Raw genomic sequence first — 8,688 nt, 5'->3', positions numbered from 1 at the left:
ATCAATCAAGGTCACTGAAGGTGAGAACCAGCAAATTCCTGCCAAAATGATGACCGACGAGATCAGCCCTGCAATGGCCGGCGTCAGAATACGCAGATAGAAATTGTCGAGGCTATCTATATCAGCGCGAAAACGCGCCAGCACATCCCCATCGCGAAAATCCTGCAGTCGCGCAGGCGCAAGATGGGCTAACTGCTGATAGAACCAGACACGTAAAACCGACAACAAGCGCAAAGTTGCATCGTGCGTCACCAATCTTTCCAGATAACGCGCGAAGGTACGCAATACCGCGAGCCCACGAATCGCTGCAGCCGGAGTGAAAAACTCCAGTGCCAGTGAGCCCACGCCAGCCAGCGCCATGGACGTAATAAACCAGCCTGACAAGGCAAGCAGTGCCACGTTGGAGAGAATCACAATCACAGAGAGCAATATTCCCACCGCCATGCGGAAACGCCACGGACGCGCCAGGCGCAAGAGATGGCAAAGATCCTTCATGCGAGGTCTCCTGTTTGCAGACGCTCGAGTTCAGCGAAGACGCCAGCCTGATCGCGCAATGCCTGCGGCGTCCCTGCTTCAACCACACGCCCTTTCTCCAGCACGATAACGCGGTCGGCCGTGGCGGCAATCTCCGTATCGTGGGTGATGATCAAGCGTGCGCTATCCGGTAATGCATTACCCAAGGCGGCAATCATCTGCTGTGCCGTCTGGCGATCCAGCGCGACCGTAGGTTCATCAAGTATCACCACCGGTGGCGAAATCAATACGGCGCGGGCCATTGCAATACGCTGAATCTGCCCACCGGACAGCCCTTTTCCACCATCACCCAGGCGGTAATCATATTGCGCCGGCAACGAATGGATAAAAGTGTCAGCCTGAGCCAGCTGTGCCGCTGCTTCAACCTCTGCCTGGCTGATACCCGAACGCGACAACAGAATATTTTCCGCAATCGAACCGGCAAACATAGTGGGTCGCTGCGGGAGCCAACCAATCTGTTGCTGCCATGCAGGAAGATCTAATGAAGAAAGATCCTTGCCATCAATGACGATGCGTCCTGAGTTCGGCGCGATAAAGCCCAGTAGCATTCGCGATAAGGTGGTTTTACCGGCACCGCTGGTGCCGACGATCGCCAGTGTTTCCCCGCTGCGTAAAGTAAAGGAAACATCGGTAACGCCGCCGCCCTCTTCATACTGATAGCTCACGCCTTCGACGTTGATTTCACGAGGTTTCGCCGGGAGCGCGTCATTACCCTGTGACGATTCCGGCGCTTCAGCATTGAGGATCGCCAGTAGACCTTCCGTCGCGCCAATTGCATCCATTCGGGCATGATAGTGCGTGCCCAAATCGCGCAGCGGACGGAAAAATTCAGGTGCCAGCAACAAGGCAAACAGCCCCGGCAGGAAGCCCATTTCGCCATAGAACAGACGGAATCCAACATACACCGCTACCATCGCGGTGCTGATGGTGGCAAAAAATTCCAGCACCAATGATGAAAGGAATGCCAGCCGCAACACCTTCATGGTGGTCTGACGATAGCTGTCCGAGATCGCTGCGATGATGTTCGCTTGTCGGCGTGCAGCATGGGTCTGGCGTAACGTTGTCAGGCCAGCAATCACATCAAAGAAGTGCGCACTCATCAGGCTGAGTTTGTGCCACTGCTTGAGGCTCATTTTCTCCGCGCCCTTTCCTACCACGATCATGAACAACGGCACCAGCGGCGCGGTGATCAGCATGATCAAGCCGGAGACCCAGTCAAAAGGAAAAAGCGCCACCAGAATGGCTAGCGGCACAATGCCGATGATGATTCTTTGCGGGAGAAAACCGGAAAAATAGGCTTCGATAGCTTCGACGCCTTCGCCAAGGGAGCTGGCGATACTGCCCGTACGTTGATGCTGGCTCCAGGCGGGACCCAGTGTGGCGATGCGGTCTAACAACATCCCGCGCAATCCCTGACGGATACGTGCTGAGGCTTCAAACGCAAAACCCTGGCGCAGGATATCGATACCCGCGCGCAGCAACATCACAACCGGCAGCAATAAGAGATAAGGCAATAGCGCGGTGAAGGTTTTACCACCGAGGACGGCGTTGCTGATTAGCCAGGCTAACAGCCAACACTGTGCAATCATCAGTATGGCATTGAGCGCCGCCATACTGATCGACAGTGAAAATAAACCGCCTGCCTGGCGGCGCAGGCTCGAAAGCCAACGCTCCGCCAGGCGGGCTGCCATTCCACTTGGAGGGGAACTAGCAGACATGATGTCTTAGTGTCCCCCGTGACCAACCAGCTTGGAGATACGGCCGCGGAATACCCAGATCGGATACCAGTTGTACATCAGCATTACCGGAACAAAACCGCCCATGGTCATGGTGAAGGTAATCAGCGAAACCTGAGGGCTTGCGCCCGCCCAGATGGTCCAGGTGCCTGGCACGATCCACGGGAACATGGTCAGTAACATACCGAAGCCCAGAATAAATGCCGCGCCATTGAACCACATCACCGCTGCAAAATCTTTGTCCTTCAGGGTGTCACGACGCACCTGATCAATACAGACCAGAGCGATCAAGCCAAACAGGCCCCAGATCCAGAAATGCGGACCAAACCATTTCGCACGTGCCCAGTCGAAGATCACCGCACTCCACACCCAGGTAATCACCACGGCAGCGATAGCTAACCAGAAGATCACCGCCGTCCAACGTGCTGCATCCTGACGAATCGGTTCATTTTTCTCGAAGCGAGCACGTACGAACAGCACGCCTGCCAGCGTCATTGCCACGCAGGAAGCCACGCCGGTCCAGATGGAGAACGCTGAAATAAAGTTAAATGCGCCGCCCACATAGGTTGGAACCCCTTGAGCTGGCGAATCCATCTGGAAACCTTGCAGCAACGCACCAACGCTCATCCCACCAAAGAAAGTCACCGCGAGACTGGCGACACCGAAGATGCCGTCAGAAAACTTCTGCCAGAATGGCGAGGCCAGATGACGAAACTCCAGTGCCACCGCGCGGGACATAATGCCCCACAACACCAGCGCCATTGGCACCATCAGGTAGCTAAATGCCGAACCGTACACAAACGGGAAGGTGCCGAACATAATACCACCGGCGACGATCAGCCAGGTTTCGTTGGCATCCCAGGTGCCAGCCATTGCCGACATGATCGCGCCACGTTCATCATGGTCGCGAACGAAGAGCGAGAAGATCCCCGCCCCCAGGTCGGCGCCATCCAGCGCGATATATAAAAGAACGCTGATACCAAATGCTAACCACCAGGCGATGATCAGGAAGTGCTGAGTCGAATTAAGCATGTCCATGGATTTAATCTCCCATCAAACCGGACGGATATATTCAGGATGGTCAGCATGACCACTGGCAGGCATTTCAAGGTGACCCAAATGCTCATGCCCCTCGCCCGGGATTTTGCTGGTCAAATCAGGACCCATACGCACCACTTTAGCGAGGAACCAGATGGTGCCCGCCACCACAGCGGTTTCAAAGATAGCGAAGCCCACCAGCCAGAAGATCGCCAGACCCAGGGTCATTGGACTCATACCGTCTTCGGTGCGCATCAGGCCATACACGATCCACGGCTGACGGCCAATTTCGCGCGTCCACCAGCCCGCAATCACTGCGATATAAGGCAGGATCACCATAATAACGGCCAGCGCCAGGAACAGCTTATTGCGCGGAGCCAGCTCAGCGGTCATGCGACGACGTGCAATCAGCCAGACGCCCCAGAGGCTAACCAGCAGCATGGCACCCGCAGCACCTGACATGGCGCGGAAAGCGTAGAACGGCAACACCACAGGCGGTTGCTGATCTTTCGGGAAGCTGTTCAGGCCCGTTACCGTACCGTTCCAGGTTTTGGTTTCAATCAGGCTTAAACCGTGCGGAATATCGATTGACCATGCGAGGCCGGTGCCTTCTTTGTTTGGCCAACCGAGGATGTGCCAGGCACTGTTGACGTTACCCGCAGAATCATAAGTATCGTAGTGCCCTTCCATTGCTGCCAGCGCCGCCGGTTTATGTTCCAGCGTGGCTTCACCCAGCACGTCACCCATATAGATCTGAACGGCGGCGACCACGGCCAGCGCCATCAGTGAATACTTCAGGGGTTTCAGGAACAGATCAACATGACGCTGTTTCAGCACATACCAGGCGCAGGTCGCCACCACGAAGCAGAGCGAGAGCTCGAAGCTTGCCAGCAGCATGTGCGGGAAAGCACTGCGCGCATTAGGATTTAACAGCGCGGCCAGCCAGTCAGTTACGATGAAAATACCGTTATGCAGTTCAACACCGGTTGGCGTTTGCATCCAGGAGTTAGCCACCAGGATCCACATCGCAGAAAGCGTAGAAGAGAGCGCCACGTTAAAGGTCGCAAACAGGTGCATCCCTTTGCTGATCTTGCCCCAGCCAAAAATCATCAGTCCGATAAAGCCGGCTTCGTACATAAAGGCGGTGATGGTCTCATAGCCGAGCACCTGACCAAAGAACGGCCCGGCAGCCTGCGAGAAGCGACCATAAAGAATACCGAAGGCCATTTCCATGGTGACACCGGTTGCCACGCCAGCACCGAAGTTAACGATAAACAGCTTTTCAAAGAAGCGACACAGGCGATACCACTGCTCATCTTGCTTCCTGACCCACATCAGTTCAGAGATGAACAACAGTGCAGCCAGTCCAATGGTTAGCGGGGGAAAAATGATGTGAATGGATGAAATTAGCGCGAAGTCAATACGCGTGATCAGCGATGTAAGATCGTTACTTAGCATGACTATCTTCTTTTTTTGAGTGACCGAATGAGTTAACGGCAATCCAGCGCCGTTTCACATGTTATGAAGTGAGATGAAGCAAGCTCGTGCATAACAAGTTGAAATCGGTGCCGCACTGTCGTCTTTCTCTTAACCACGAGCAACAACCACAGTTTATTTTCCAGACAGGTGACGTCTGGGAAATAGGATATTCACTTCGGCGTTCGTTCCGGAGAAAGAACGGGGAAAATAAATCACGATTGTTAACGAAATGTCTGTCGATAACACTTGCAGGCGTAGGTATCGACACGGCTCGTAATAAGAATTTTTCTGTAAATTATTCTATATTTTCGTTTACACAAAGGCATCCAAATTAAAGGGGTAACTTGTAACAAAAAGAAAAAATTCGCTGTATAAATGAATGATTTTCATGTGAATTAAATGTAATGAGAGCGTTAATTTATGAGGAATTTTTGATTTTAATCAACCTAATTCAAGGTTTTAGCGTGGTTTTGAGCGTTAATTATGATGCACTGAAGAGTGAAAGAATCGGCGTGCAGCCCGTAATGATGCGATTATCTTATTATTTAGCAGGGTTACAATTACCGTAGACATAAGCTCAACATCAATAATACGTAATTTTAACAAGCATTGAGTTATTGTATTTTAATAACAGCCGGAATGATTTAATTTAACAAACCAAAAACAATTATCACTTTCAGAACACTTAATTCCTGCGCCATTAAATCTTTAAAAACCTCGCTATTAAATATACTGACTCGTAACATTAAAGACACACCGTGCGCACACTTGTCACATTAATAATGAATCAGGCGACATTTATTTAAGGAAAATAAGGAGTCTGGCCAGGCAGTGTGAGTAGGAGCACGCAGTCACGCGTGGAAACGAAGATTTTGCAGAGCGAATGAAGAATGCCGACAACCCATAAGGTTGTCAGCACAGGAGAACGTCAGCGTGCAGGGTAATTCGTGTTTTAGTGTGAGCCTGGAATGGCGACCCGCCCGTCGAATAACAAACGTGCCGTACGTATCAGGCCGCTTTGCGTCACCTTCCCTGCCTCATCACGGGTCAGCATCACGCTAAACTCGCCGCTGGGATGCTCTACCGCCAGACGCTGCTGCCTGGCATCGGTAATCTGCGCGATGCCCTGCGTCACGGAACCGGGGATCAGGCAGGCTGTAGCCACACTCACCGCGCCCAGTACGCCTATAGAGGCGTGACAGCGATGGGGAATAAATGTTCGCGTGGATAGCGCACCGCCATTAGCGGGCGGCGCGATCAGGGTCATTTTCGGCACGGTTCGTTTCGTCACATCCCCGAGATTCATCAACAGACCCGCTTGTAAGCGGATGGACTCCAGACGCGCTTTTAACTCAGCGTTACTCTCCAGCTGTTCACGGGTTTCCTGTCCAGTGCATCCCACATCCTCAGCACGCAGGATCACCACGGGCATACCGTTATCGATGCAGGTCACCTCAATCCCGTCAAACCGATTAAGCGCCTCTCCGGTCGGTAACAGCGATCCGCAGCTGGAGCCTGCAATATCCTCGAATTGCAAAATTTGCTCTGCGCCAAAACCGGGCACACCGTCTATCTGGGTATCGCCCTGATATTCCGCCGTGCCATCGGGCGTGGCAAATTGCGCCACTGCGATTTGCCCGGTGTTGACCATAAAGATGCGCACGCGCGTGATGTCGCCCTGTGCCCTTATCAGGCCCTTCTCAATGGCAAAAGGCGCCACGGCGGCGAGGATATTGCCGCAGTTCTGTCCATAATCGACTACTGCTTGATGCACGTTAACCTGTGCAAACAGGTAATCGATATCCGCATCAGGCCGAGTGGAGGGAGAAATTATCGCCACTTTACTGGTCAGCGGATCAGCCCCACCGATGCCATCAATTTGACGGGGATCGGGTGAACCCATGACGGCCAGCAACACGCGATCTCGTTGCGGCGCCGCTTCTGGCAGATCGCTGGCCAGGAAACAGGCGGCTTTGGAGGTGCCGCCTCGCATTAAGACACAGGGTATCAGCGTCTGTTTCATAGCGAACTCTTTTGCAGGGCATCCAGAGACTCCACGTAGCGCAATCCCTTCTCCGCTAACGCGCCACGCATCTGATAAATATCCAGCCCGAATTCCCCCGCAGCCAGTCTTACTCGTTTACTCTCCTCATTGGCGACCCGCTGTTGGGTTGCCTCGGCAACGATGTTCGCATCCGCTCGCGGCACAATCACCACGCTGTCGTCATCGGCGACCACAATGTCGCCGGGATAAACCAGCTGACCGGCACAGAGAATTGGCACATTCACCGACCCCAGCGTGGCTTTAACGGTTCCCTGAGCAAACACCGCACGCGACCAGACCGGGAAACCCATCTCACGCAGGGTCTGGCTGTCACGGATACCGATATCGCCCACCAGCGCCACCACGCCGCGCGCTTTCAGCGAAGTGGCCAACAGATCACCGAAGAAGCCGTCATGGCAATCCGAGGTCGGCGACACTAACAGCACATCGCCCGGCTGACACTGTTCGACTGCAACATGAAACATCCAGTTATCGCCGGGAGAAACCAGCACCGTGACCGCGCTACCGGCTACCGAGACACCTTGCTGAATGGGTCTTATCCGCACATCAAGCAGACCTTGCCGCTGTTGCGCTTCGTGGACAGTCGCCACTCCGGCACGGGCAAATTGTGCAATCAGAGCCGAATCGGTCCGTTCAATCTGCTTAACAACGATGCCTTTCTGATTGACCGCAATCATGAGAGATCCTCCGTCACCCGTGGGAACAGACTCTGATAGCCTTCGCCGTGGGTGATGACGCGCGTGGATGCAATCCCCGTATTACGTTTGGCCTGTACGCCGCGCTGGAGCGCCACGCGCGTGTAGTATTCCCACAGGTGTTCCTGACCGGCCATGCACTGAATCGCCTGATATTTCTTTTCCCAAACCGAGGTGATATCCAGCAGCACATCCGGTTTCCACAGGCATTGTTCAGGCTGATGCGGTTCAAAACAGTAAACCGGCGGTGCACCGATAATTGGTTCTCCCGGGCGATACCCCTCTGCCTGTGCAATGATGCGTGCTTCCTGGGTGAGATTCGCCGCCAGGGGATGATCGTAGTTGTAAGGATCGGCAATCGAGTGCGTCAGCACAAAGTGAGGCTGTACGCGGCGAAACACATCGGCGAGGCGAAACAGCGTTTCCTTATCCGCGCGAAGGGGATAATCGCCGAGATCGAAGAACTCAATGCTGGCACCTAACACATCCGCGGCCCGTTCGGCCTCGGCCTGACGATGCTGCTTGACGGTCTGCTCGGTCATATTGCCTTTGCGCCACAGTTTTGCCGACTCACCGCGCTCCCCGTAAGAGAGGCAGACGACGTGCACGTCATAGCCGCTCGCACTGTGCAACGCGATGGCCCCGCCTGCGCGCCAGACAAAGTCAGCGGAATGGGCACTGACCACCAAGGCACTCTTTTTCACTGCGTTTTCCATTATGTTCCCCTGCTATTACGTTTTTTTCATCCTGACACGCACCACCGTGACCGAATAATGCCTTTCATTGTGCGAGCTATGATTTTTATTTATGTTGTGATCATTATCAGAGGTTCAGGGGCAGAGGGCATGCAGGAACAGGAAGACACTAATCACATTAAAATCATGCAGCTAAGGTCACTTTGTATGATTGCAGAACGGGGAACCGTCTCGGAGGCTGCGGAAGATTTATTTCGCACGCAATCGGCGGTGACGCGATCGATACGTGATCTGGAACACACTCTCACCACGCCTTTGTTTGAACGTCATGCCAGCGGGATGCTGCTCACCGAGAATGGTAAATGTGTACTGCCCCGCGCACAGCGCGCCCTCCAGGAACTCAAAACGATACCTGCACTTCTCGCTCGATTTAAACTGCGCGAGTC

General features: G+C 53.8%; 7 protein-coding genes and 1 pseudogene. 1 reads left to right on the top strand and 7 read right to left on the bottom strand.

All coding sequences use genetic code 11. The features are described 5' to 3' along the window. The 7 genes and pseudogenes from RT340_RS20115 to RT340_RS20085 form a co-directional block, all read right to left on the bottom strand. Window positions 1–495: pseudogene (locus RT340_RS20115) on the bottom strand (thiol reductant ABC exporter subunit CydC); the annotation flags it as partial. After that, window positions 492–2,225 (bottom strand): thiol reductant ABC exporter subunit CydD, encoded by a 1,734-nt coding sequence (gene cydD / locus RT340_RS20110; RefSeq protein WP_211727983.1) that lies wholly within the window; start codon window positions 2,223–2,225, stop codon window positions 492–494. The gene cydD and the pseudogene RT340_RS20115, both read right to left, overlap by 4 nt. A 33-nt stretch (window positions 2,226–2,258) precedes the next feature. Continuing rightward, window positions 2,259–3,308, bottom strand: a complete 1,050-nt coding sequence (locus RT340_RS20105; RefSeq protein WP_313377571.1) for a cytochrome d ubiquinol oxidase subunit II — start codon at window positions 3,306–3,308, stop codon at window positions 2,259–2,261. A gap of 15 nt (window positions 3,309–3,323) precedes the next feature. Then, window positions 3,324–4,766: a cytochrome ubiquinol oxidase subunit I gene (locus RT340_RS20100; RefSeq protein ID WP_211727918.1), complete on the bottom strand. Its 1,443-nt coding sequence runs from the start codon at window positions 4,764–4,766 to the stop codon at window positions 3,324–3,326. 973 nt (window positions 4,767–5,739) lie between these two features. After that, a complete protein-coding gene (locus tag RT340_RS20095) occupies window positions 5,740–6,810 on the bottom strand; it encodes a 4-oxalomesaconate tautomerase (protein WP_211727919.1) in 1,071 nt (356 codons plus the stop codon). Next, entirely contained in the window at window positions 6,807–7,529 is a 723-nt protein-coding gene (locus tag RT340_RS20090; RefSeq protein ID WP_313377570.1) for a 4-carboxy-4-hydroxy-2-oxoadipate aldolase/oxaloacetate decarboxylase, read from the bottom strand. Before RT340_RS20090 ends, RT340_RS20095 begins: the two co-directional genes overlap by 4 nt. Then, on the bottom strand, window positions 7,526–8,263 hold the full coding sequence (locus tag RT340_RS20085; RefSeq protein ID WP_211727921.1) for a PIG-L deacetylase family protein: 738 nt from the start codon (window positions 8,261–8,263) through the stop codon (window positions 7,526–7,528). The genes RT340_RS20090 and RT340_RS20085 overlap by 4 nt, the downstream gene beginning before the upstream one ends. Before the next feature lie 129 nt (window positions 8,264–8,392). Here RT340_RS20085 and RT340_RS20080 point away from each other — a divergent pair. Then, window positions 8,393–8,688: LysR family transcriptional regulator (locus tag RT340_RS20080; protein WP_313377572.1), on the top strand; the 296-nt coding region annotated here is incomplete at its 3' end.

The sequence above is a fragment of the Pantoea sp. CTOTU50773 genome (assembly GCF_032082325.1).
Lineage (GTDB): Bacteria > Pseudomonadota > Gammaproteobacteria > Enterobacterales > Enterobacteriaceae > Pantoea > Pantoea communis.
The sequence above is the reverse complement of the archived record's forward strand: the minus strand, read 5'-3'. Positions and strand labels throughout refer to the sequence as shown.

What these genes read in the sequence shown, in the direction of transcription:
- RT340_RS20090 (WP_313377570.1), bottom strand. Translation starts at nt 7,529, where the DNA reads ATGATTGCGGTCAATCAGAAAGGCATCGTTGTTAAGCAGATTGAACGG.
- RT340_RS20105 (WP_313377571.1), bottom strand. Translation starts at nt 3,308, where the DNA reads ATGGACATGCTTAATTCGACTCAGCACTTCCTGATCATCGCCTGGTGG.
- cydD (WP_211727983.1), bottom strand. Translation starts at nt 2,225, where the DNA reads ATGGCAGCCCGCCTGGCGGAGCGTTGGCTTTCGAGCCTGCGCCGCCAG.
- RT340_RS20085 (WP_211727921.1), bottom strand. Translation starts at nt 8,263, where the DNA reads ATGGAAAACGCAGTGAAAAAGAGTGCCTTGGTGGTCAGTGCCCATTCC.
- RT340_RS20100 (WP_211727918.1), bottom strand. Translation starts at nt 4,766, where the DNA reads ATGCTAAGTAACGATCTTACATCGCTGATCACGCGTATTGACTTCGCG.
- RT340_RS20095 (WP_211727919.1), bottom strand. Translation starts at nt 6,810, where the DNA reads ATGAAACAGACGCTGATACCCTGTGTCTTAATGCGAGGCGGCACCTCC.